The sequence below is a fragment of the Pseudonocardia sp. genome, from assembly GCF_035305885.1.
In the GTDB taxonomy this organism is placed as follows: Bacteria; Actinomycetota; Actinomycetes; order Mycobacteriales; family Pseudonocardiaceae; genus Pseudonocardia.
This window is the reverse complement of sequence record NZ_DATGOP010000102.1, coordinates 83,761-105,309: the sequence shown is the minus strand read 5'-3', so window position 1 is coordinate 105,309 and position 21,549 is coordinate 83,761. Positions and strand designations below refer to the sequence as shown.

The window sequence follows — 21,549 nt, the reverse complement described above, 5'->3', positions numbered from 1 at the left end:
TCATCGGTCCGCTGCCGCGGACTAAGCGGCGTCCGGGACGGGGACGAGGCCGGCGGGCACGTCGACGCTGCGCTCGCGGTCGGCGAGCGCCCGACCGGCGGCGGTGATCGCCTGGTGCACCGCGATGCGGGCGTCGAGGAGCGCCGCGGCGGCCCGGCGGGCGCCGGTGTCGGCGGCGCCGATCCGGGCGGCGTCCTCCGCGGCCGCGTTCAAGGCGTCGAGCAGGTGCTGGACCGCGACGTCGATCTGCTGGTTGGCGTGCATCGCGAAGCTGCGGGGCTCCGACGCCGGGGGCTGGTCTCCGTGGTGCCGCATGACACCAGATGCTCCCGGCCCCGGTCCGGCCCGGAACATGGGGTTCACCCCCGATCCACCCCTGGTCATCCCCCGGATCCCACCCGGGGATCAGCGCCGCGGCGCGGGGTGCCGCGAGCGCTCGGTGACGGCGATCGCCGCACCGGCCGCGCACAGCACCGCGGTCCACGTCACCGTGGCGCCGGTCGAGGTGTGGTCGGCGACGACGCCCGCGAGCCACGGGCCCGCGGTCTGCCCGGCCGCGAACAGGGTGGTGAGCGCGGCGATCGTCGCCGTCCAGTCCTGCGCCGGGACGGCGGCGCGGACCCGCGCGGTGACGGCCGCGGGCACCGCCATGAACGTCGCGCCGTAGAGGACGACGGAGGCGAGCACGACCGGCAGCGCCGCGGAGGCCAGCGCGAGCGCCGCGCCCGCGGCGAGGATCCCCAGCAGCGCGGCCAGCGCCGTGCCACCGGGCCAGCTCACGACCGGGCGGCTCCACAGCGCGGGCGCGGCGATCACGGCGAGCCCCATCGCGGTCCAGACGAGCGCCACCTGCGCGGCCGGGGCCGCGTGCTCGGCGAGGTGGGCCGACAGGAACGTGATGTAGGTGATGTAGCCGGTCGCGAAGAGCACGTAGGGCACGGCGACCCGCCACAGCGGGAGCACGTGCGCCCGTCCGCCGGACCGCACAGGCGGGTCTCCGCCGGTGCGCGCCGCCGCCCAGCTCGCCGCCGTCGCGACGGCGGCCGCGGCCGCGAGGCCCACCCAGCCCGCGCGCCAGTCGGAGCCCAGGCCCGGGATCGCCGCGCCGCTGACGGCGATGCCCAGCCCGGCCCCGGCGAAGAAGATCGTGAGCGGAGTGCCGGACGAGGCAGCGGCCGCGAGCCGCGCCGCGATCACCCCGCCCGCGATGAAGACGACCGCCCCGGTCGCCCCCGAGATCGCCCTGATCCCGAGCAGCAGGGCGAAGTCGCTGGTCAGTGCGGTGGCGCCGAGCGAGAGCGCGGTGAGGGCCATGCCGGACCGGAACGCGGTGGCGGTGCCGAGGGCGCGGACGACGGCGGCCGCCGCCATCGCGCCCACCAGGTAGCCGAGCCCGTTGGCGGTGTTCATCGCCCCGGCCTCGGTGAGGCTCCAGCCCAGGTCGTCGCGCATCGCGGGCAGCAGCAGGCCGTAGGCGAACCGGCCGAACCCGAGGGCGGACGCGGTACCCAGCGACAGCAGCAGCGCCCGGGTCACGTGGCCGTCCGGAGGAAGCCCAGGACCGTGCGGGCCAGCGCCACGCGGTGGTCCGACAGGGCGTGGTCGGTGGGGAGGACGTGGTGCTGCAGGCGGACGCCCGCCGCGCGGTAGGCCCCGACGACGGGGTCGTGGTGCACCGCGTGCGGGGTGACCGGGTCGCGGCCCGTGCCGACCAGCAGCACGGGACGCCCGGCCAACCGGGGCGCGAGGCCGCCCAGCCGCCACGCGTCGCCCGCCGCCTCCATCTCGGCCACGAGCGCCTCGCCGCTGGTGCCCCGCAGCGGGAGGAGCTCACCGGCGAACGCCTCGACCCACCCCGCCCGGGCGGCCGGATCTGCCCGGCAGATCGCGGCCGCCGTGCCGAAGTCGAACCCGGCCACCGACACGGTCGCCGTCACCGCCGGGTCCGCCGCCGCGGTCATGAGCGCGACGAACCCCCCGAGGCTGTGGCCGACCAGCGCCACCCGCCCCGGATCCAGCCGGTGCGCGGCTGCCGTGGCGGGGTCGCGCAGCGCGGCCACGACGGCGGCGGCGTCCTCCAGCACGTGGCCCCACGACCACCTCCCGCCCATGCCCCACGAGCCGCGGTAGTGGAAGACCAGCGCGGCGTACCCGGCCCGGCGCAGCACCTGGGCGAGGTCGAAGTTGCGTTCGATGCCGGGGAAGCCGTGCAGCAGCACGACGGTCGGGTGCGGCCCCGGGCCCACGGGCACGTGCAGCACCCCGAGCAGCTGCTCGCCGCCGCTCGGGAAGACCACGGCGCGCGTGTCGGCGGGGAACTCCGGGTCGCCGGGCGGGTCGGTGGCGAGCGGGTCCGTCATGCGTCCTCCCCGAGAGATCGAACCGATCGGTACGGTACCAGGCGGTCGAACCGATCGGTACTATCTTGGGCATGCCGGTCCCCAAGGGTTCGACGATCGACCCCGCCCGCACCCGGGCCGCCATCGTCGAGGCGGCCACGCCGCTGCTGTACGAGCGGGGGCTCGACGGCGTGGGCGTGGCCGAGCTGTGCGCCCGCCTCGGCATCTCGAAGGAGACGCTCTACCGGCACTTCGGCACGAAGGACGGGCTCGTCGAGGCCGTGCTGGAACGGCGCAGCGAGCGGGTGCACGCCTGGATGGCGGCGGCCGTCGAGGCGGCCGGGCCCGACCCGGCCGACCAGCTCGCCGCCGTGTTCGACGCGCTCGGCCGCTGGTACGCCGAGCCGGGGTTCCGCGGCTGCGCGATGGTGAACGCCGCGGCCCAGCACCACGTCGACGCCGTGCGCGCCCGCACCGAGCGGCACCTCGCGCGCTACCTCGACCTGTTCACCGGCATCGCCGCCCGCGCCCGCGCCGCCGACCCCGACGCGCTGGGCCGGCAGCTGCTGGTGCTGGTCGAGGGCGCCACGGTGGTGGCCGCCCACCACCGCGTCGCGGGGACGGCGGAGCAGGCCCGCGCCGCCGCCCTCACGCTGCTGGCGGCCGCGCGCTCCGGGACCTGATCGGGTCGGCGGTCAGGCACAGGTCAGATTCCACACCCGGTCCACCCGGTCGTTCCCGGCGGCGCCGAAGTACATGATCTTCTGCCCGGGGCGCAGCGTGGCGACGAGCTGCTTCGAGCCGGTCCCCTTCAGGTTCCAGAGCTCGACGGTGTAGTCGGACTGGTTGTTCGCCGACGACCAGTGGCCGTCCTGGACGTCGACCGGCACGCAGGAGCGGAGGGTGCCGTTGTCGATCCAGAGGGAAAGCGGGTGGGGCTCGAGTTCGATGTCGCGGTACAGGCAGAGGTGGCCGCGGTTGCAGGTCGCTTCGGCCGCGGCGCTGCCGGCCAGAGCGAGCATGGCGATCGAGAGGGCGGCGAGAACAGCGAGAACGCGTTTCATGGACGTCCAGATCCTCCTGACGGCGCGAACGCCGATCCGATTCCCGTCGCGAACCGGGATCGCGCGGCACGAGCCCGCCAAGTGATCTTCGGAACGCACGTGGATGGTCGACGAGCGGCGCGTCCGGCGAAAGACGCGAACCGGACGCGGTGCGCGTGGATCTCGCCATCCGCGGGGCGGACGTGGCGTGGCGGCCCTGCCCCGCGGGGTGGTGCACTCGCCCCGTGACGCTGCGCGAACGAACGGAGTCCTGCATGCAGCTCGAGGGCCAGACGGTGGTCGTCACGGGGGCGGCCGGGGACATCGGCGCACGCTTCGTCCGCTCCCTCGCCGCGGCCGGGGCGGACGTGATCGCAGCCGACGTCCCGGCCGAGGCCGAGGCCGGCGCCGCGCTCGCCCGGGAGACGGGCTGCGCCTTCGTCCCCGCCGACGTGACCAGCGACGACGACTGGGCCGCCGTGGTGGCGCGGGCGAACGGCCGGGTGGACGCGCTGGTCAACAACGCCGCGATCTACCGGGCGCTCGGGGCGAAGCGCCCGCTCACCGACCTCGCGTGCGAGGACTGGGACACCGTCCTGCGGGTCAACGTGCGGGGCACGTGGCAGGGGATCAAGGCGGTCGTGCCCGCGATGCGCGCGGCCGGCGGCGGGCGGATCGTCAACATCTCCTCGTCCACCGCGCGCATGGGCGTGCCGGGGTTCGCCCACTACGTGGCCTCGAAGGCCGCGGTCGAGGGCTTGACCCGTGCGGCGGCGCGCGAGCTGGGGCCCGACCGCATCACCGTGAACGCCGTGGCGCCCGGGCTGGTCAGCGACGCGGCCACCCGCGCGCTCAACGACGACGCCTACATCGCCGCCGCCGCGGGCGGGCGGGCGCTGGCGCGGGAGATGGTGCCCGACGACCTGGTCGGGGCCGTGCTGTTCCTCGTCTCCGACGCGGCGGGCTTCATGACCGGCCAGACCGTCGTCGTCGACGGGGGAGTGGTGTTCGCCTGACGGAGCGGGTGGGATCGGGGGTGTGACGAGCCCCGGGACCCGGAGGAGGGACATGGCAGCGCAGCCGGTCGTACGGAAGTTCGTGCAGGTCGAAGAGCAGGTGCACGAGGAGTCGGGGCGGACGGTCTCACCACCGCTGACCCGCGTGGTGGCGGGCGCGGTCGCACCGAACCCGCTCGCGGGCGCGCCCGCGACGGCGGACATCGCGCCGCTGGTCGAGCTGTCGGAGGCCCTCGGCGAGCAGCTCACGAGGCGGGCGCTCGAGCGGATCGGCGACCCGGCGGGCATCCGCGCCTACGGCAAGGCGGCGCTCATCGGGACGGCGGGAGACCCGGAGCACGGGGCCGCGCTGATCCACCCGCGGCTGGGCATGGCCATGCGCGCCACCCTGCGCCGCGGGAAGGTCCTGATCCCCGGCAACGCGAAGATCGGCGTGGCGGGCACGCCGATCGACCTCGTCTTCGGGCCGCTCGACGAGGCGTGGGACCTCGATGCGATGGACACGCTCACGGTCACGGTCGCCGACTCCCCACGCCCCGAGGAGCTCCTGCTGCTCGTGGGCTACACGACCGGGCCGCGGCCGAACGCCCGCTCGAAAGGGCCCACCCAGGCCGAGGTGGACGCCCTCGTCGAGTCGTTCGGCTGACCGGCCTACCGGCGGGCCGCCTGCGCCCCGGTGGACACGGCGGTGTAGCTGCGGACGATCTCCTCCAGCTCGGCGGGGTCGATCACGTCGTCGAGCCGGTCGAAGCCGTCCGGGGCGCGCCGCTCCACCTCGTCGATCACCATCTCCGGGCCGCCGACCCGGTTGCGCAGGACGATCTCCCGGGTGGCGGGCAGCCGCTCCTCCTCGTAGGCCGCCAGCGCGGCCTCCGGGTCGGCCCCCGACGACAGGTGGCGGGCCAACGACACGGCGTCGAGCACGGCCTGGCCCGCGCCGTTGGAGCCCATCGGGAACATCGCGTGCGCCGCGTCGCCGAGGAGGGTGACGCGGCCGTGGCTCCACCGGGGCAGGGGGTCGCGGTCGACCATCGGGTACTCGTAGAACACCGGCGTCGCCTCGACCAGGCCCTCCAGGTCGATGTGCGGCACGGCGAAGCGCCCGAGGTGCGGGGCGAGCTCGGCCGGGTCGCCCGGGCGCGACCAGTCCTCCCGGCGCGGCGGGGCGTCGCCCGGTTCGCCGGTGCGGATGCAGACGGCCCAGTTCGTGAGCACGGTGTCGGGCGAGCTGCCCCGGCCGATCGGGTAGAGCACCAGCTTGGCGGCGGTGCCGCCGGCGATGATCATCGAGCGGCCGGTGAGGAACGGCGGCCAGTCGGTGGCCCCCCGCCACATCATGACGCCGTTCCAGCGCGGCGGGCCCTCGTCCGGGTAGAACGTGGCGCGCACCGCCGAGTGGATGCCGTCGGCGCCGAGCAGCACGTCGCCCTCGCGCTCGCCGAGCGGCTCCCCGGACGGCCCGGCGAACCGCACCCGGACGCCGCGGTCGTCCTGGTCGAACCCGACGAACCGGTGCCCGGTGTGCACCGCGTCCGGGCCGAGGCGCTCCCGGACCGCCCGCAGCAGCACCCCCTGCAGCCGGCCGCGGTGCACCGAGAACTGCGGGACGTCGAACCCCGCGGCGAGGCCGCACGGCCTGCGCATGATCACCTGGCCGAGCCGGTGGCAGTAGAACAGCTCCTCGGTCCGGATCGCGACCTCGTCGAGCCGCTCCAGCAGGCCCAGCCGGGCGAGCGGCCCGACGGCGTGGGGCAGGCAGTTGATCCCGACCCCCAGCTCGCGGATCTCGGTGCTCCGTTCGAAGATCTCGCACTCGATCCCGGCATCGTGCAGGAACAGGGCGGTGGTGAGCCCCCCGATGCCGGCCCCCGCGATCAGCACCTTCACCCGAAGAGACGCTAGCGCGACGGTCCGATCGGCGGAACCCGCCGGGACCGCCGAAAAACCGACGAACGCCCCGCGTGACCTGGCCGGATATCGGCGATGCCGCCGTGCTCTACCGCCGGGTGGAGCGCGTGGGACGGCGGGCGCGGCGCCGTCCCCGCTTCGCGGGCCCGCGCACCCCGCCCTCCCAGTGCGCCGGGCGCGGCAGCCCCACCGGGAGCCGCGTGGCGGCGTCGCCCCGGGCCGCCGTGAGCTGCGGGCCGGTGAGGAAGAGCGCGTCGCGCAGGTCGGCGCCCGCGAGGTCGGCCCCGCGCAGGTCCGCGCCCAGCAGGTCGGCCTCACGCAGGTCCGCGCCGCGCAGGTCGGCGCCGACGAGCAGCGCGCCGCGGAAGCTCGCCCGGCGCAGGTCGGCGCCCCGCAGCCGGGCGCCCAGGAGCTGGGCCCCGCGCCGGTCCGGGCCCCGGCCCGGCGTCCTCGCGAGGTCGCTCACCCGCCCCAGCAGGTCGGCCACCGCCCGCCGGTGCGGCTCCACGTCCAGCGCGGCGAGCTCGTCGGGGGTGCCCGCGGCCAGCCGGTCGGTCTCGGCGAGGGCGGCGTCGAGGTCCGCGGCGAACGGGGCGGCCGCGGGGAGCGCCCGGGCCTCCGTGAGGTGGCGCAGCAGTTCGTGCAGCACGCGCACCACCGGGAACACCGCGAACATCGGCCCTGCGAGCTCGGGGTGGCGCCGCCAGTCCCGCCCGCCGAACGTCACCTGGACGACCCGCTGCCCCGCGCCGAAGCAGTCGAACACCGTGCAGCCGGGGTAGCCGGCCTCGCGCAGGCCGTCGTGGATGCCGCAGCGGAAGTCGGGCTGCAGGTGCCCGCACGGTGTGCCGGCGGCCTTGTCGACGGCGAAGTCGGCCGACGCCGCGAACGGCAGCGCGACGCAGCACAGGCCCGCGCAGCGCGAGCAGTCGGCGGTGAGGGGTTCGTGCACCACACCCATTGTGGTCGCGGGCGGCCCCCGGGGTTCAGGCTCCCGAACTTCAGGAAAGCCACATTCATGAACGTGGGCTTCGTGAATGTGGCTTTCCTGAAGTTCGGCCTAGCGGCCGCCGCAGCCCGCAGCGGTGGGGCCGGCGGGGACGCCGAGGCCGAGCGGGTCCGTCCCGCGTGGATCGGGCACCGGGCTCCAGCGGCCGTCGACGACGGCGTACTCCCACGCCGGGCCGTCGGCCACGAGCCGCTCGACGGCCCCGATCAGCCGGTCCACGTCCTCCACCGTCGTGCCGAGGCCGAGGCTGGCGCGCACCGCGGAGGCGTCCGGGGTGCCGGCGAGGCGGGCCAGCAGGGGGTGGGCGCAGAACTTCCCGTCCCGCACGCCGATCCCGTGCTCCGCCGACAGGTAGGCCGCCACGAGCCCGGCCGGGTGCCCGTCCACCACGAACGTGCTCACCGCGACGCGGTCGGTGCTGTCGGGCCAGATCCGCAGCGTCCGCACGCCCGGCACCCTCGCGAGGCCGGTCTCGAGCCGGTGCAGCAGCGCGGCCTCGTGGGCCGGGTCGAGCGCGCCGGGCAGCACCCGGCAGGCCTCCGCGAGCGCGGCGGCGCCGAGCACGTTCGGGGTGCCCGCCTCGTGCCGGTGCGGCGCGGGTGCCCACGTCACCTCGGCGGCGCCCCCCTCGGCGGGCGCGGTGACCGCGTGCACCGCGCCGCCGCCGGACAGGTGCGGCGGGGCGACGTCGAGCCAATCCCGCCGCCCGACCAGCGCCCCCGCCCCGAAGGGGGCGTAGAGCTTGTGCCCGGACAGGGCCAGGTAGTCGACGCCGGACGCGGCGATGTCGACGCGGCGGTGCGGCGCGAGCTGGGCGGCGTCGACGGCCACCCGCGCGCCCGCGGCGTGGGCGATCTTCGCGATCTCCGCGATCGGCAGCACCTCGCCGGTGACGTTGGACGCCCCGGTGACGGCGAGCAGCGCGGGCCGGTCGGCGGCGAGGGCGTCGCGCAGGTCGGCGAGGGTCTGCTCGACGGTGGACGCGGCGCGCAGCACCCGGCCGCCGCCCCACGCCAGCAGGTTGGCGTGGTGCTCGACGTCGAGCCGCAGCACCGGCCCCGGCACGCACCCGGCCAGCAGGTTCAGCGCGTCGGTGGTGTTGCGCGTGAACACGACGACGTCGTCGGCGCGGGCACCCACGAACGTCGCGACCGTCTCGCGCGCCTTCTCCAGCACGGCGGTGCAGACCTGCGACGCGTAGCCGGCGCCGCGGTGGACGCTCGCGTAGTAGGGCAGCAGGGCGGACACGTGGTCGGCCACCGCGGTCAGCGCGGGGGCGCTGGCGGCGAGGTCGAGGTTGGCGTAGCGCACCCGCCCGCCGGTGACGAGCGGGACCCGCAGGTCCGCGCCGGTGACGGTCGCCGGGGCACAGGTGCCGCGGCGGCTGGACAGCACAGCGGTCATCGAAGGTCCTCCGGACCCACTCGGTGGACCCGGACGGATGTCGGGTCCGCGCTTGCCGACCGTGGTTGCACGGCGGCCTGGTCGTCACCCGGAGCACCCCACCGCGGAGGAGGGTTGCCGGCCAGCGAGCCGGGGCTTCGCACTGGCGCTCTTGACCTGCGGGGGAGGTTACGGGCGGACGTGGTGATCGGTCAAGCGGATCTTCTGCCGCCGCCGGTGCGCGTCGTCGGCCCGTGCGGAGCACCCCGCCGTACTCGTAGATCGAGGGGTCGGAGCGGGACGCGCCGTCGTACTGCGCGATCTCGGCGGGTACCGGCGCGAGCGGCGGTTGGTCGTCGGTGGGGCGCCAGTCCCGGAGGTTCACCAGCCCCGGCTCCACCGGATCCAGCCCGGACAGCAGCGCGTCGATCTCCGCCGCGGAACGGTTGCGCCACGGGATCCCGAACTCGTTGATCGATTCCTCGAACCGGGCACCGCGGTCGGCGTCGTCGCAGACCACCTGCGAGAAGGCCAGGTAGCTGCCGGGAACGGCTCGGTCGATCACCCCGTGCAGCACGGCGCGCGGGTCGGACTCGTCGAGGATGTGGTGGCCGACGGAACAGAACAGCACCGCGACCGGTTCGCCGAGGTCGATCACGCGGAGCACGTCCGGGTTCGTGAGGACCGCCTCGGGGTCGCGCATGTCGGCGCGGACGACCACGGTCGAGTCGTCGCCGGCCAGCGACGCGCGGGCGTGGGCGAGCACGGTCGGGTCGATGTCGACGTACGCGACGCGCGCGTCATCGCGGTACCGCCGCGCCACCTGGTGCACGTTGTCGTTCGTGGGCAACCCGCAGCCCATGTCGAGGAACTGCCTGATCCCCGCCTCTTCGGTCAGGTAGCGGACGGCTCGGTGGAGGAAGCGCCGGTTCTCCCGGGCGATGTCCAGGCAGGCGGGGAAGACCTCGAGCGTGGCCTTCATGAACGCCCTGTCGACGGCGAAGTTCTCCGTACCGCCGAGCAGCCAGCCGTAGGCGCGGGCGGACGTCGGGACGTCGGGACGTCGGTCGCGATGCCGTCGTCTGCCACGTTGCCCCCGGGTCCGGTCGCAGATCGATCACGCGAGCGTAGAACGGGACGGCGCCGGTCCGCCGGGTCCGCGAGGGATCGCGGGCCCGCCCTCAGCAGGTCAGCGCCGGGATGGCGAAGCACCCCGCGGTCGTGACGGTCCCGACCGCCGCGGCACCGCCGTCGTGCAGCGCGGCCGGTCCGGCGCCCGCGAGCACGACCCGGGCCGCGGAAACGGTGACGCTGCGGGTCCGCACCAGCGCCCCGGCTGTCCTCTCGACGGCTGCGCCCTCGACGGCTGCGCCCTCGATACCGACGACCTCGTCGCAGTGGCGCAGCTCGGCGCCCCACGCCGTCGCCGCCGCGGTGAGCGCGGCGGTCGCCTGATCGGCGCGCACCTGCCGCACCCCGCCCACGACGTGCAGCAACGTCGCACCGGTGGCCAGCTCGACCTGCCGCCACAGGCGGGCGGCCTCGGAGGCGAGCCTGCTGGGGAGCCCCGCGTCGGTCCAGGGCGACGGCCCCGCCGAGCGCCAGACCTCGCCCGCCGGGCGCCGTTCCAGCAGCGTGACGCGCAGGCCGCGGCGGGCGAGGTGCCACGCGGTGGCGGCTCCGGCGGCTTCGGCGCCGACGACGGCGACGTCGGTGGTGAGGGTCGGCAGGGCGGTCGGGCTCGGTTCCAGCAGGCTCGGTGGACAGGGCACGGCGGCCTCCAGCTCTCCCGGTGCGCGGATCACCACGGTACGCAGCGGGCCCGCCGCCGTGTCAACGCACGGACATTTGCGCGCCGAATTGTCCGGTCATTTGCCGTGCAATGGTTCCGGCCACACCGCTTGAAAAACGATGCGATCGCTACGTAAGTTCGAAGCGCAATCAAGACGCCATCCAGAGCGGCCGAGAGACCCGGCTCGACGACGCCGCAGCAACCCCCCGCGCCGACGGGAGAGGGTGCTACCGCCGGGAGCGATGGAGGTCGCCGTGCCAGGTCGGGAACGGATCGAGGAGCGCACGACGTGGCATGCGTGGCGCCGTCACGTCGATCTGTGCCGGACGTGCGCGGCTCTCTGTCGGGGCTGACGGAACTCCATCCCTGATCCCTTCGCACACCGCCGCGCCATGCGGCGATGCCGATTCCTGCGCGTATTCCCGAGAAGGACCGTCATGCCCCGATCCCTCGCACCGTGGCTCGCCGCCACCGCGCTCCTGCTCGCCGCGTGCGGCTCGACGCCCGCCGCGAGCACCGCCGATCCCGGTGTCCCGCAGCCGGGCGGCACCCTGCGGTTCGCCGTGAGCAGCGACCAGGGCTGCGTCGACCCCCAGCAGGTCGCCAGCAACGACACGATCTACTCGCTGCGCCAGGTGGTCGACTCGCTCACCGACCAGGACCCGGCCACCGGTGAGCTGCGGCCGTGGCTCGCCACGAGCTGGGAGAGCAACGCCGACGCCACCGCCTACACGTTCACCCTCCGCGAGGGCGTGACGTTCTCGGACGGCACCCCGCTCGACGCCGAGGCCGTCAAGGCCAACTTCGACGCCGTCCCGCGGCTCGGCCCCCGCGGCACGCTCCCGAAGGGCTACCTCGCCGGCTACGCGGGCACCACCGTGGAGAGCCCGACGCGGTTCACGGTGTCGTTCGACCGCCCGAACGTGCAGTTCCTGCAGGGCACCTCGACGCACAGCCTCGGCATCCTGTCGCCCGCGACCGTGGCGAAGAGCGACGACGAGCGCTGCGCGTCGGTGATCGGCTCCGGGCCGTTCGTGATCGAGTCCTACACCCGCGACGAGTCGATCGTGCTCGCCAAGCGGCCCGGGTACGCGTGGGGCTCGCAGCTGTGGCAGTCGCAGGGCGAGGCCCACCTCGACCGCGTCGAGTTCCGGATCGTGCCCGAGTCGGGGGTGCGGGTGGGCAGCCTGCAGTCCGGCGAGGTCGACGCGATCGGCAACATCGCCAAGCAGGACGAGGCCCTGCTCGCCGCGGCGGGGGTGCAGCTGCTGGGCCGGGCCAACCCCGGGGTCCCGTTCGGCATCACGTTCAACCAGGCCACGCCGCTCGGCGCGGACCCGGCGGTGCGCGAGGCGCTCTCGCTCGCGATCGACCGCGCCGAGATCGTCGCCACCGTCTACACGTCGCAGACCAAGCCCGCCACCAGCGCGCTCGCCTCGACCACCCCCGGGTACGCCGACCAGTCCGCGCTGCTCGCGCACGACCCGGCGCGGGCGCAGGCCGTGCTCGACGCGGCCGGCTGGCTGCCCGGCCCGGACGGGATCCGGGTGAAGGACGGCGCGCCGCTGTCGGTGGAGCTCACCTGGTACTCCAACTCGCCCGCCAACCGGGCCACCGTGGAGCTCATCCAGCAGCAGGTGCGCGAGGTCGGCATCGACCTGCAGCTGCGGGAGCGGCCGATCTCCGAGAGCAACCCGATCCAGCAGTCCGGCCAGTTCGTCGCGAACTGGGGCAACCTCACCCGCGCCGACCCGGACATCCTGCGCACCCAGTACTCGACGGCGGGCAACAACTTCTTCCGGCTCTCGCCGGGCCCGCTCGACGAGCTGCTCGCCGAGCAGGCGGCGCAGGTCGACCCGGCCGCCCGGTTCGCCACCGTCGCCCAGGCCCAGGAGCTGCTGGTGCGGGAGCGGCACACGATCCCGGTGGTCGAGCTGACCACCGTGCTCGGCGTCGCGGCCGACGTGCAGGGGGTCCTGTTCGACGCGAGCTCGCGCATCCAGCTGCACGACGCGTGGAAGGTGCAGCCGTGACGCTGCGCTACCTGCTCCGGCGGCTGCTCGCGGCCGTCGGGGTGCTCTGGGCGGCGTTCACCGTCTCGTTCGTGGTGCTCTACCTGCTGCCGGGCGACCCGGTGGCGACGATGGCGAGCGGCGGCCTCGACGGCGAACCCCTGCCCCCCGAGGAGCTCGACGCCCTGCGCGCCCGCTACGGGCTGGACCAGCCGGTGCTGGTCCAGTACGGGCAGCGGCTGCTGGCGGCGGTCACCGGCGACTTCGGCACGTCGATCCAGAACGGGCAGGACGTGCGCGCGGCGATCCTCGAGGCGCTGCCGCCGACGCTGCAGATCTCGGCGGCGGGCCTCGTGGTGGCGGTGCTGTTCGGCGGCTCGGTCGCGCTGGTCGCGACCTACACGCGCGCGCTGTGGCTGCGGCAGCTGCTGATGGCGCTGCCGTCGCTCGCCGCCTCGCTGCCGGTGTTCTGGGTGGGCCTGCTCTTGGTGCAGGTCTTCGCGTTCGGGCTGGGGCTCTTCCCGTCGGTCGGCGCGAACGGGCCCGCCGCGCTCGTGCTGCCCGCGATCACCCTCGGCCTGCCGACCGGGGCGCTGGTCGCGCAGGTGCTCGCGAAGAGCCTGACCCAGGCGCTCGGCGAGCCGTACGTCACGACGGCGCGCGCCAAGGGCGTCGGCCGCCCCGGTATCCACCTGCGGCACGCGCTGCGCAACGCCGCGCTGCCCGCGCTGACCGTCCTCGGCTACGTCGTCGGCAACCTGCTGGCCGGATCGGTGGTCGTCGAGACCGTGTTCACCCGGCCCGGGCTGGGCCGGCTCACGGTCGCGGCCGTCGGCGTGCAGGACATCCCGCTCGTGCAGGGGATCGTGGTGTTCGCCGCGACGGTGTTCGTGCTGGTGAACCTGGCGGTGGACCTGATCTACCCGCTGCTCGACCCGCGGGTGGGGGTGACCTCGTGACCGAACTGCTGGTCCGGGAGCCGGTGGTCGCTCCCGACGTCGACGAGGCGCCCCCGCGCCGGGAGAGCAGGCTGCGGTTCTTCCTGCGCAGGCCGGGGCTCGTCGTCTCCGTGCTCTACGTGGCGCTGGTGGTGCTCGCGGCGTTCGCGCCGCAGGTGCTCGCGCCCGGCGACCCGGCCGTGGGCGAACCGGCCCGGGCCCTGCAGCCGCCCGGCGCGGGCGGCCTGTTCGGCACCGACTACCTCGGCCGTGACGTCTACACGCGGGTCGTGCACGGCGCGGTGCTGTCGCTGCAGGCCACGCTGATCGCGGTGACGGTCGCGCTCGTCGTCGGCGGCCTGATCGGCGTGGTCGCCGGGTTCGTCCGCGGCTGGGTCGACGAGATGCTCATGCGGGTGGTCGACGTGCTGCTCGCGGTGCCCGCGGTGCTGCTGTCGCTCGCGCTGATCACCGCGCTCGGCTACGGCACGGTGAAGGTCGCGATCGCGGTGGGGGTGGCGAGCGTCGCCAGCTTCGCGCGCGTGATGCGCGCCGAGACGCTGCGGGTGCGCCAGTCCGTCTACGTCGAGGCGGCACGGTCGGTCGGCACCCGCTGGTACGCGACGCTGCTGCGGCACGTGCTGCCGAACGCGGCCGGCCCGGTGCTGGTACTCGCGATCCTGGAGTTCGGCCTCGCGATCCTCGCGGTGTCGTCGCTGTCGTTCCTCGGCTACGGCGCGCCGCCGCCCGCCCCCGAGTGGGGCTCGCTGGTGGCCGAGGGCCGCAACTACATGGCCGTGGCGTGGTGGCTGTGCGCGATCCCCGGAGCCGCGATCGCGGCCGCGGTGCTCGCGGTGAACCGGATCTCCCGCGCCCTGGACGGGGAGCGCCGCCGATGACGGCACAGCCGACGCCGGCCCGGTCGACGGCACGGCCGACGAGCCTGCTCGAGGTCACCGACCTGCGGGTCTCCTACTCCACCGGCGGTGGACCGATCGCCGCCGTGCGGGGCGTGTCGCTCGGCGTCGCCCCGGGCGAGGTCGTCGCGGTGGTCGGCGAGTCCGGCTCCGGGAAGTCGACGCTCGCGCACGCCGTCACCGGGTTGCTCCCGGGCACCGGGCGGGTCGACGCCGGCCGGATCACCCTCGACGACCAGGAGCTCACCGGGCTGTCCGAGCGGGCGTGGCGCACGGTGCGCGGCCGGCGCATCGGGCTGGTGCCGCAGGACCCCGGCGTCGCGCTCAACCCGGTGCAGCGGGTCGGGGCGCAGGTCGCGGAGGCGCTCACCGTGCACGGCCTCGCGGACCGGCGCAGCGCCCCGGCCCGGGCCGTCGAGCTGCTCGCCGAGGCGGGCCTGCCCGACCCCGAGGCGCGGGCGCGGCAGTACCCGCACGAGCTGTCGGGCGGCATGCGCCAGCGCGTGCTCATCGCGATCGCGGTCGCCGCACGCCCGCAGCTGCTCGTCGCCGACGAGCCGACCAGCGCCCTCGACGCCACCGTGCAGCGGCACATCCTCGACCGCCTCGACGAGCTCGTCCGCGCCTCCGGCACGGCCGTGCTGCTGATCACCCACGACCTCGGGGTGGCCGCCGACCGCGCCGACCGGCTCGTCGTCATGAACGGCGGCAAGGTGGTCGAGCAGGGCCCGGTGCGGGAGGTGCTCGCCGCGCCGCGGGACCCGTACACCCGGCGCCTGCTCGAGGCCGCGCCCGGGCTGCGCGCGGTCCCGCGCACCGCCCCCGCGCCCGCGCCCGCGGAGGAGCCGCTGGTGCGGGTGCGCGACCTGGTCAAGGAGTTCCCGCTGGGCGGCAAGCGCCTCCGCGCGGTGGACGGGGTGAGCTTCTCCATCGCCCGCGGGGAGACCTTCGCGCTGGTCGGCGAGTCGGGGTCGGGCAAGTCGACCACCGCCCGGCTGGTGCTGCGGCTGGCCGACCCCACCTCGGGCACGGTGGAGTTCGACGGCACCGACATCACCCGCGTGCGCGGGCGGGCCTGGCGCGAGCTGCGCAGGCGCGCCCAGCTGATCTACCAGAACCCGTACGCCTCGCTGGACCCGCGTTTCTCCATCGCCGAGGTGATCGCCGAGCCGCTGCGGGCGTTCCGGGTGGGCGACGCCCGGGCGCGCCGGGCGCGCGCGGCGGAGCTGGTGGACCGGGTCGCGCTGCCGCAGTCGGTGCTCGACCGCAAACCCGCCGAGCTGTCGGGCGGGCAGCGCCAGCGCGTGGCGATCGCGCGCGCCCTCGCCCTCTCGCCCGACCTCGTGGTGTGCGACGAGCCGGTGTCGGCGCTCGACGTCAGCGTGTCGGCGCAGGTGCTGGACCTGCTCGCCGAGCTGCAGGCCGATGCGGGCCTGACCTACCTGTTCATCTCCCACGACCTGGCGGTGGTGCGCCGGATCGCGCACCGCGTCGGCGTGCTGCGCGACGGGAGGCTGCTCGAGGTCGCGCCCACCGAGCGGCTCTTCGCCGACCCGCAGCACGACTACACGCGCGAGCTGCTCGCCGCGATCGCGGGGCGGCGCGTCCTGGAGGAGACGGCATGAAGGTCCTCGTGCTCACGCTGATCGCGAACGGGCCGGACCCGGTCACCGGGCGGACCCCGACGCCGAACGCCCGCCTGCACCGGGTGGTCGAGAACGCGGTCCTCGCCGAGGAGCTCGGGTTCGACGGCTACGCGGTGGGGGAGCGGCACGAGCGGCCGTTCCTGTCGTCGGCCCCGCCGGTGGTGCTGTCGCACATCGCGGCCCGCACGTCGCGGATCACGCTGTTCACCGGCGTCACCACGCTGGCGCTGCTCGACCCGGTGCGCGCCTACGAGGACTACGCGACCCTCGACCAGCTCGCCGACGGCCGCCTCGAGCTGATCATCGGCAAGGGCAACGGCGCGGCGCAGGCCCAGCTGTTCGCAGTGACCACCGAGGACCAGTGGGACCGCAACGCCGAGGGCTACGAGCTGTTCCGCAGGCTGTGGCGTGAGGAGCGCACCACGTGGAGCGGCCGGTTCCGCCCGCCGCTGGTGGACGCCGAGACGTGGCCGCCGCCGCGCCAGCACCCGATCCGCGTCTGGCACGGCAGCGCCACCAGCCGCGAGTCGGTCGAGGTCGCGGCGCGCTACGGCGACCCGCTGTTCTCGGCCAACGTCACCAACCCGATCGAGCCCTACGCCGAGCTGATCGCCTACTACCGGGAACGCTGGGCGGCCCACGGCCACGACCCGGCCGCCGCGCTCGTCGGCGCGGGCACGGCCGCCTTCCACATCGCGCGGACCTCGCAGCAGGCGATCGAGGAGTTCCGGCCCGCCTACGCGGCGCGGCTCGCCACGGCGGAGCGGTTCGGGCTGCCGGTGGTCTTCGGAACCGTCGAGGACTTCGTCGAGCGCTCGTCCGCCCTGGTCGGCAGCCCGCAGCAGATCGTCGACAAGGTGCTGCGCTACCACGAGGTGTTCCGCCACGAGGTGATCCACATCGGCCTCGACGGCGACGGTCTGACCCCGCGGCAGCAGCGCGAGCAGCTGGAGCTGTTCCAGGCCGAGGTGGCGCCCGCGCTGCGCGCCGCCGTGCCGAGCCGCCCGCTCGCGGGCGCGGTGCCCCGCGACCCGGACGACGCGCGCCCGGCCGACGAGCCGGTGGGGGCGTCGGCGTGACGGTCCACGGCTCGATCCCGCTGTCGATCCTCGACCTGTCCCCGGTGCCGCACGGCGGCACGGGGGCCGACGCCCTGCGCAACTCGGTCGACCTCGCCCGGGCCGCCGAGCGGGCGGGCTACCGGCGGTACTGGGTGGCCGAGCACCACCTCGCGTCCGGGGTGGCCTCGTCGTCGCCCGGGGTGCTGGTGGGGCTGATCGCCTCGGCCACGTCCCGGATCCGCGTGGGGTCGGCCGCGGTGCAGCTGCCGGTGACCTCGCCGCTGCAGGCGGTCGAGCAGTTCGGCACGGTGGCCGCGCTGCACCCGGGCCGGGTGGACCTGGGGCTCGGCCGGTTCGACCTGCACAAGATCCTGCGGCTGGCCGGCTCGGCGCCCGCGCCGGACGCCGAGCCGCCCCCGCTGCCGCCGGCCCGGGTGGTGGACGGGCTGCTGGTCCCGCCGCCGGCTCGGTTCCGCGGCGACCTGTCGACGTACGTGCACCTCGCGGGGCTGATCGGGATCCGCCCCGACGACCCGGCGCCGGACTACGACGCGCAGGTCGGGTCGATCCTCGACTTCATCGGCGGCGCCGCCCGGCGCCCGGACGGGACGCCGGTCACGGTGCCCGCCGCCGAGGGCGCCGACCTCGACGTGTGGATCCTCGGCTCGAGCGCGGGCGAGAGCGCGCGGGTCGCGGGGACGCGGGGGCTGCCGTTCGCGGCGAGCTACCACACCTCGCCGAGCACGGTGCTCGACACCGTCGACGCCTACCGCCGCGCGTTCCGCCCGTCGGCCCGGCTCGCGGCGCCGTACGTGGTGGTCTCCGCCGACGTCGTCGTCGCCGAGACCCAGGAGCGCGCCGAACGGCTGGCCGCGCCGTACGCGCAGTGGGTGCTCGACATCCGCACCGGCGTGGGCGCCCGGCCCTACGTCACCCCGGAGCAGGCCGCGGCCCGCGAGTGGACCCCGGCCGAGCGGGCGATCGTCGCCGACCGGGTGGAGACCCAGTTCGTCGGCACGCCCGAGGCCGTCGTCGACCGGCTCACCACCCTGGCCCGCGTGACCGGCGCGGACGAGCTGCTGGTCACCACGATCACCACCGACCACGCCGACCGCGTGCGCAGCACCGAGCTGCTCGCCGACGCGTGGGCGGAACACGCGGGAGCCCGGACGGGTTCCACCGCGCAGGAGTCACATCCGGAGGCGAGCGTTCGATGAGTCCCTTCACCGAGGCGCGGATGCACCTCGCCGTCGAGCTCACCGTGGCGGGCCGCCACCCCGCGGCCGCCCGCTGGGCGAAGCTCGCCCCGTCGGCGGCGTTCGACCCGGCCCACCACGCGGCGCTGGCGCGCACGGCCGCGCGCCGCGGCCTCGACATGGTGCTGCTGCCCCACACGTTCCACGCGGACGGCCCGCTGCTCGACGCCGTGTCGCTGGCGGCGCGGATCGCGCCGGTGGTGCCCGGGATCGGCCTGGTGCCCACCGCGACCGTGACGCACACCGAGCCGTTCCACATCTCCAAGGCCATCGCGACGCTCGACATCGTCTCCTCCGGGCGCGCGGGCTGGGAGCCCGCGGTCTCGCGCACCCAGGCCGAGGCGGACCTGTTCGGTCGCAAGCCGGCGGCGCCCCCGGACGTGCTGTGGCGGGAGGCGGCCGACGCCGTCGAGGTCGTGGTGCGGCTGTGGGACTCCTGGGAGGACGACGCGGTCATCCGCGACGCCGCGACCGGGCGCTACATCGACCGCGACAAGCTGCACTACATCGACTTCGAAGGCGAGTTCTTCTCCGTGAAGGGCCCGTCGATCACCCCGCGCCCGCCGCAGGGACACCCGCTGGTCGTGCTGCGGGCCGACGAGGACGAGGCGCTCCCGGTGGCCGCGCGCTGGGCCGACGTCGTGCGGATCTCGGCCCCGGACCTCACCGCGGCCGCCGACGCCCGACAGCGGATCCGGCAGGCCGTCGCCGCCGCCGGGCGCGACCCCGACGACGTCACCGTGCTGCTCGACGTCGAGGTGCACCTCGCCGCGGACCGCGACCGGGCCCGCCGCGACCTCGCCGAGCTCGACCGCCTCGCGCGCACCGAGCTGCCCCCGTCGTCGGTGCGCGTGCTCGGCGCGCCCACCGACCTCGCCGACCTCATCGGCGCCGCGGTGCGCACCTTCGCCGCCGACGGCGTGACGCTGATCCCGCTCGTGCTGCCCGCCGACCTCGGCGTCGTGGCCGACCAGGTCGTCCCGCTGCTCGCCGGGCGCGGCCTGCTGCGCACCGGCTCCGCGGGCGGCTCGTTGCGCGCCCGGTTCGGGCTGCCCCGTCCGGCCAACCACTTCGCTGGAGCGACCTCGTGAGCGCGCCGAAGAAGCAGATCCACCTGGGCGCCCACTTCCCGGGCGTCAACAACACCACGGTCTGGAGCGACCCCCGGGCCGGCAGCCAGACCGACTTCTCCTCGTTCGTGCACTTCGCGCAGAACGCCGAGCGCGGGCTGATGGACTTCGTGTTCCTCGCCGAGGGGCTGCGGCTGCGCGAGCACCGCGGCCGCATCCACGACCTCGACGTCGTGGGCAGGCCGGACTCGTTCACCGTGCTGTCGGCGCTCGCCGCCGTCACCTCCCGGATCGGGCTCGCCGCCACGATCAACACGACCTTCAACGAGCCCTACGAGCTCGCCGTCCAGTTCGCCTCGCTCGACCACCTCTCCGGGGGCCGGGCGGCGTGGAACATGGTCACCACGTCGGACGCGTTCACCGGCGAGAACTTCCGCCGGGGCGGGTTCCTGCCGCGCGAGCAGCGTTACGAGCGGGCGGCCGAGGCCGCGGCCGTGACGAGGGCGCTGTGGGACTCGAACGGCGAGGAGGTCGAGCACCACGGCCGCCACTTCGACGTGCGGGGCCGGTTCCCGCTCGCCCCGCTGCCGCAGGGCCACCCGGTGCTGATCCAGGCCGGGGACTCCGCGGAGGGCCGCGACTTCGCCGCCGCCACGGCCGACGCGATCTTCACCATCCACGGCACCCTCGAGGCCGGCCGGGCGTTCTACTCCGACGTCAAGTCCCGGCTCCCGCAGCACGGCCGCGGCGACTCGGACCTCAAGATCCTGCCGGGCGTCACGTTCGTGCTCGGCGACACCGACGAGGAGGCGCGCGAGGAGGCCGCGCGGATCCGCCGCCAGCAGGTCTCGCCGCAGACCGCGATCGCGTTCCTGGAGCAGATCTGGGGCCGCGAGCTGTCGGACTACGACCCCGACGGCCCGCTGCCCGACGTCGAACCCGACGTCGACAACGTCTCGATCACCCGCGGCCGGGTGCGGCACGTCCGCGACCCGCGCGCCGTCGCCCAGGAGTGGCGCGACTACGCCGAGGCCCACGGCGGCCTGTCGATCCGCGAGGTCGTGATCGACAAGACCGCGCGCCAGTCGTTCATCGGCACCCCCCGCACCGTCGCCGTCCAGATGGACGAGTACGTGCAGCGCGACGCCTGCGACGGCTTCATCCTGGTGCCGCACCTGACCCCCGGCGGCCTGGACCGGTTCGTCGACGAGGTCGTCCCGGAGCTGCAGGACCTCGGCAGCTACCGGACCGAGTACACCGGACCCACCCTGCGCGACCACCTCGGACTGCGCCACCCGCACGCACCGCTGAACCGGAAGGAGAGCGCGTGACCACCACCGAGAGCCCGCTCCGGCAGGAGTGGGACGCATGGCACCGCGAGCGCGAGGAGCAGCTGCGCACCCCGCACGGCTGGCTCAGCCTCACCGCCCTGCACTGGCTCGACGACACCGGCCGCGCCTTCGACGGCATCCCCGGCACCTGGCGCGCCACCGGTGACGGCGGGGTGGAGCTGACCGCCGACGGCGACGCGGAGAACGGCCCGGCGCTCGACGGCGCCCCGGTCACCGGCACCGTCCGGCTGGAGCCCGTCGACGGGCAGCCCGGCGTGCTCGTCGAGATCGGCGAGCGGCGGGTGGAGGTCATCCGCCGCACCGACGACTACGCGCTGCGGGTGCGCGACCCGAAGGCGATCACCCGCACCGCGTTCACCGGTGCGCCCGCGTTCGACGTGGACGAGCGGTGGGTGGTCGAGGGCCGGTTCGAGCCCTACCCCGAGCCGAAGCGGCTCACCGTGGGGGCCGTCGTGGACGGGCTGCAGCACTTCCCGACCGCGGTCGGCGTCGTCCGCTTCGCGCTCGGCGGCGCCGAGCACGAGCTGATCGCGTTCCCGGGCAAGACCGGCGGTCTCACGCTGCACTTCCGCGACGCGACCTCGGGAACGAGCAGCTACGGCGGCGGGCGCTCGGTCGCGCTGCCCGACCCGGACGCCGACGGCCGCGTCACGATCGACTTCAACCGCACGGTCAACCTGCCGTGCGCGTTCACCGCCTACGCGACCTGCCCGCTCCCGCCCGCGGAGAACCGGTTGTCGGTGGCCGTGGAGGCGGGGGAGCGGACCCCGCCGCGACCCGACCTGCAGGCGTGACGGTCACGGTCGA

Annotated in this window: 20 protein-coding genes, 1 pseudogene and 2 riboswitches; of the genes and pseudogenes, 12 read left to right on the top strand and 9 right to left on the bottom strand. The window is 75.4% G+C overall.

From position 1 onward, the window contains the following. Nucleotides 1–21: 21 nt before the first annotated feature. The 3 genes from VKZ81_RS21530 to VKZ81_RS21520 all read right to left on the bottom strand — a co-directional run bounded on the left by VKZ81_RS21530 (nt 22) and on the right by VKZ81_RS21520 (nt 2,360). Nucleotides 22–315, bottom strand: coding sequence for a hypothetical protein (locus VKZ81_RS21530; protein WP_324243436.1), 294 nt, complete (start codon nt 313–315; stop codon nt 22–24). Nucleotides 316–405: 90 nt separating this feature from the next. Next, entirely contained in the window at nt 406–1,536 is a 1,131-nt protein-coding gene (locus VKZ81_RS21525) for a YbfB/YjiJ family MFS transporter (protein ID WP_324243435.1), read from the bottom strand. After that, nucleotides 1,533–2,360, bottom strand: a complete 828-nt coding sequence (locus tag VKZ81_RS21520; protein WP_324243434.1) for an alpha/beta hydrolase family protein — start codon at nt 2,358–2,360, stop codon at nt 1,533–1,535. The genes VKZ81_RS21525 and VKZ81_RS21520 overlap by 4 nt, the downstream gene beginning before the upstream one ends. Before the next feature lie 71 nt (nt 2,361–2,431). On the opposite strand from VKZ81_RS21520, the gene VKZ81_RS21515 reads away from it, so the two are divergent. After that, on the top strand, nt 2,432–3,022 hold the full coding sequence (locus VKZ81_RS21515) for a TetR/AcrR family transcriptional regulator (RefSeq protein ID WP_324243433.1): 591 nt from the start codon (nt 2,432–2,434) through the stop codon (nt 3,020–3,022). A gap of 12 nt (nt 3,023–3,034) precedes the next feature. Here VKZ81_RS21515 and VKZ81_RS21510 read toward each other — a convergent pair whose 3' ends face one another. Continuing rightward, nucleotides 3,035–3,403, bottom strand: a complete 369-nt coding sequence (locus VKZ81_RS21510; protein ID WP_324243432.1) for a hypothetical protein — start codon at nt 3,401–3,403, stop codon at nt 3,035–3,037. A gap of 254 nt (nt 3,404–3,657) precedes the next feature. Here VKZ81_RS21510 and VKZ81_RS21505 point away from each other — a divergent pair, with 254 nt between their 5' ends. Then, nucleotides 3,658–4,398, top strand: a complete 741-nt coding sequence (locus VKZ81_RS21505; RefSeq protein WP_324243431.1) for an SDR family NAD(P)-dependent oxidoreductase — start codon at nt 3,658–3,660, stop codon at nt 4,396–4,398. A gap of 52 nt (nt 4,399–4,450) precedes the next feature. After that, nucleotides 4,451–5,044 (top strand): amino acid synthesis family protein, encoded by a 594-nt coding sequence (locus VKZ81_RS21500; protein WP_324243430.1) that lies wholly within the window; start codon nt 4,451–4,453, stop codon nt 5,042–5,044. 5 nt (nt 5,045–5,049) lie between these two features. Here the strand turns inward: VKZ81_RS21500 and VKZ81_RS21495 are convergent, their stop codons facing one another. From VKZ81_RS21495 to VKZ81_RS21480, 5 genes and pseudogenes are all read right to left on the bottom strand, one after another. Continuing rightward, the gene (locus VKZ81_RS21495; protein WP_324243429.1) at nt 5,050–6,285 is read right to left on the bottom strand and encodes a flavin-dependent oxidoreductase; all 1,236 of its coding nucleotides are present in this window, start codon (nt 6,283–6,285) and stop codon (nt 5,050–5,052) included. A gap of 109 nt (nt 6,286–6,394) precedes the next feature. Further along, a complete protein-coding gene (locus VKZ81_RS21490) occupies nt 6,395–7,267 on the bottom strand; it encodes a pentapeptide repeat-containing protein (protein ID WP_414709435.1) in 873 nt (290 codons plus the stop codon). A 99-nt stretch (nt 7,268–7,366) separates the two neighbouring features. Beyond that, nucleotides 7,367–8,719, bottom strand: a complete 1,353-nt coding sequence (locus tag VKZ81_RS21485) for an aminotransferase class V-fold PLP-dependent enzyme (protein WP_324243427.1) — start codon at nt 8,717–8,719, stop codon at nt 7,367–7,369. A 43-nt stretch (nt 8,720–8,762) separates the two neighbouring features. Continuing rightward, a riboswitch (SAM riboswitch) is annotated at nt 8,763–8,876 on the bottom strand. A 129-nt stretch (nt 8,877–9,005) separates the two neighbouring features. Then, nucleotides 9,006–9,812 (bottom strand): annotated as a pseudogene (locus VKZ81_RS35180) (SAM-dependent methyltransferase); the annotation flags it as partial. A gap of 67 nt (nt 9,813–9,879) precedes the next feature. Then, nucleotides 9,880–10,503, bottom strand: a complete 624-nt coding sequence (locus VKZ81_RS21480) for an FAD-dependent oxidoreductase (RefSeq protein WP_324243426.1) — start codon at nt 10,501–10,503, stop codon at nt 9,880–9,882. A gap of 141 nt (nt 10,504–10,644) precedes the next feature. Continuing rightward, a riboswitch (SAM riboswitch) is annotated at nt 10,645–10,739 on the top strand. Between the two features lie 188 nt (nt 10,740–10,927). Between VKZ81_RS21480 and VKZ81_RS21475 the strand changes: the two genes are divergently transcribed. The 9 genes from VKZ81_RS21475 to VKZ81_RS21435 all read left to right on the top strand — a co-directional run bounded on the left by VKZ81_RS21475 (nt 10,928) and on the right by VKZ81_RS21435 (nt 21,536). Next, nucleotides 10,928–12,523: an ABC transporter substrate-binding protein gene (locus VKZ81_RS21475; RefSeq protein WP_324243425.1), complete on the top strand. Its 1,596-nt coding sequence runs from the start codon at nt 10,928–10,930 to the stop codon at nt 12,521–12,523. Nucleotides 12,524–12,525: 2 nt separating this feature from the next. Further along, nucleotides 12,526–13,461, top strand: coding sequence for an ABC transporter permease (locus VKZ81_RS21470; protein WP_324243451.1), 936 nt, complete (start codon nt 12,526–12,528; stop codon nt 13,459–13,461). Nucleotides 13,462–13,532: 71 nt separating this feature from the next. Next, entirely contained in the window at nt 13,533–14,339 is an 807-nt protein-coding gene (locus VKZ81_RS21465; RefSeq protein ID WP_324243450.1) for an ABC transporter permease, read from the top strand. After that, a complete protein-coding gene (locus VKZ81_RS21460) occupies nt 14,336–15,982 on the top strand; it encodes an ABC transporter ATP-binding protein (RefSeq protein ID WP_324243424.1) in 1,647 nt (548 codons plus the stop codon). The genes VKZ81_RS21465 and VKZ81_RS21460 overlap by 4 nt, the downstream gene beginning before the upstream one ends. Further along, complete coding sequence (locus VKZ81_RS21455) at nt 15,979–17,082, top strand: LLM class flavin-dependent oxidoreductase (protein WP_324243423.1); 1,104 nt, start codon at nt 15,979–15,981, stop codon at nt 17,080–17,082. The genes VKZ81_RS21460 and VKZ81_RS21455 overlap by 4 nt, the downstream gene beginning before the upstream one ends. Next, entirely contained in the window at nt 17,079–18,281 is a 1,203-nt protein-coding gene (locus tag VKZ81_RS21450) for an LLM class flavin-dependent oxidoreductase (RefSeq protein WP_324243422.1), read from the top strand. Before VKZ81_RS21455 ends, VKZ81_RS21450 begins: the two co-directional genes overlap by 4 nt. Next, the gene (locus VKZ81_RS21445) at nt 18,278–19,411 is read left to right on the top strand and encodes an LLM class flavin-dependent oxidoreductase (RefSeq protein ID WP_324243421.1); all 1,134 of its coding nucleotides are present in this window, start codon (nt 18,278–18,280) and stop codon (nt 19,409–19,411) included. Before VKZ81_RS21450 ends, VKZ81_RS21445 begins: the two co-directional genes overlap by 4 nt. Beyond that, a complete protein-coding gene (locus tag VKZ81_RS21440) occupies nt 19,408–20,721 on the top strand; it encodes an LLM class flavin-dependent oxidoreductase (RefSeq protein ID WP_324243420.1) in 1,314 nt (437 codons plus the stop codon). Before VKZ81_RS21445 ends, VKZ81_RS21440 begins: the two co-directional genes overlap by 4 nt. Then, nucleotides 20,718–21,536: a DUF1684 domain-containing protein gene (locus VKZ81_RS21435; protein ID WP_324243419.1), complete on the top strand. Its 819-nt coding sequence runs from the start codon at nt 20,718–20,720 to the stop codon at nt 21,534–21,536. The genes VKZ81_RS21440 and VKZ81_RS21435 overlap by 4 nt, the downstream gene beginning before the upstream one ends. Nucleotides 21,537–21,549: the final 13 nt, after the last annotated feature.